This is a genomic window from Salmonella sp. 2020_1395, assembly GCF_043848115.1.
Taxonomy (GTDB): Bacteria; Pseudomonadota; Gammaproteobacteria; order Enterobacterales; family Enterobacteriaceae; genus Salmonella; species Salmonella enterica.
In genome coordinates, this window is the sequence record NZ_JBCMFH010000040.1 from 1 (window position 1) to 1,286 (window position 1,286).

At 51.4% G+C, this 1,286-nt stretch carries 2 tRNA genes and 2 rRNA genes; all 4 read right to left on the bottom strand.

What is annotated here, in order from left to right:
* Positions 1-105: ribosomal RNA gene (locus ACH0WD_RS24400) — 23S ribosomal RNA — on the bottom strand; the annotation flags it as partial.
* Between the two features lie 182 nt (positions 106-287).
* Positions 288-363 (bottom strand) — tRNA-Ala (locus ACH0WD_RS24405).
* A gap of 109 nt (positions 364-472) precedes the next feature.
* Positions 473-549, bottom strand: a tRNA-Ile gene (locus tag ACH0WD_RS24410).
* A gap of 69 nt (positions 550-618) precedes the next feature.
* Positions 619-1,286, bottom strand: a 16S ribosomal RNA gene (locus ACH0WD_RS24415); the annotation flags it as partial.

Consider the following 1,286-nt stretch of genomic DNA (forward strand, 5'->3'; position numbering starts at 1 on the left):
GTTATAACGGTTCATATCACCTTACCGGCGCTTATCGCAGATTAGCACGCCCTTCATCGCCTCTGACTGCCAGGGCATCCACCGTGTACGCTTAGTCGCTTAACCTCACAACCCGAAGATGTTTCTTACGATTCATCATCGTGTTGCGAAAATTTGAGAGACTCACGAACAACTTTCGTTGTTCTGTGTTTCAATTTTCAGCTTGATCCAGATTTTTAAAGAGCAAAACTTCGCAGTGAACCCTTTCAGGTACACTCTGAAGTATTTTTTCGTAAACACTCACGAGATGGTGGAGCTATGCGGGATCGAACCGCAGACCTCCTGCGTGCAAAGCAGGCGCTCTCCCAGCTGAGCTATAGCCCCATCGTGTAGTCAGAACCTCTTACCTTTGATTCGTTTCCGGGCGCGGCGTGGTGAAGCGAAGCATACTGAAGTATGCGAGCTTTGCCACAACAAAGCACGGGAGCGAATCTGGTAGGCCTGAGTGGACTTGAACCACCGACCTCACCCTTATCAGGGGTGCGCTCTAACCACCTGAGCTACAAGCCTGTAGAGGTTTTACTGCTCGTTTTTCATCAGACAATCTGTGTGAGCACTGCAAAGTACGCTTCTTTCAGGTAAGGAGGTGATCCAACCGCAGGTTCCCCTACGGTTACCTTGTTACGACTTCACCCCAGTCATGAATCACAAAGTGGTAAGCGCCCTCCCGAAGGTTAAGCTACCTACTTCTTTTGCAACCCACTCCCATGGTGTGACGGGCGGTGTGTACAAGGCCCGGGAACGTATTCACCGTGGCATTCTGATCCACGATTACTAGCGATTCCGACTTCATGGAGTCGAGTTGCAGACTCCAATCCGGACTACGACGCACTTTATGAGGTCCGCTTGCTCTCGCGAGGTCGCTTCTCTTTGTATGCGCCATTGTAGCACGTGTGTAGCCCTGGTCGTAAGGGCCATGATGACTTGACGTCATCCCCACCTTCCTCCAGTTTATCACTGGCAGTCTCCTTTGAGTTCCCGACCGAATCGCTGGCAACAAAGGATAAGGGTTGCGCTCGTTGCGGGACTTAACCCAACATTTCACAACACGAGCTGACGACAGCCATGCAGCACCTGTCTCACGGTTCCCGAAGGCACATTCTCATCTCTGAAAACTTCCGTGGATGTCAAGACCAGGTAAGGTTCTTCGCGTTGCATCGAATTAAACCACATGCTCCACCGCTTGTGCGGGCCCCCGTCAATTCATTTGAGTTTTAACCTTGCGGCCGTACTCCCCAGGCGGTCTA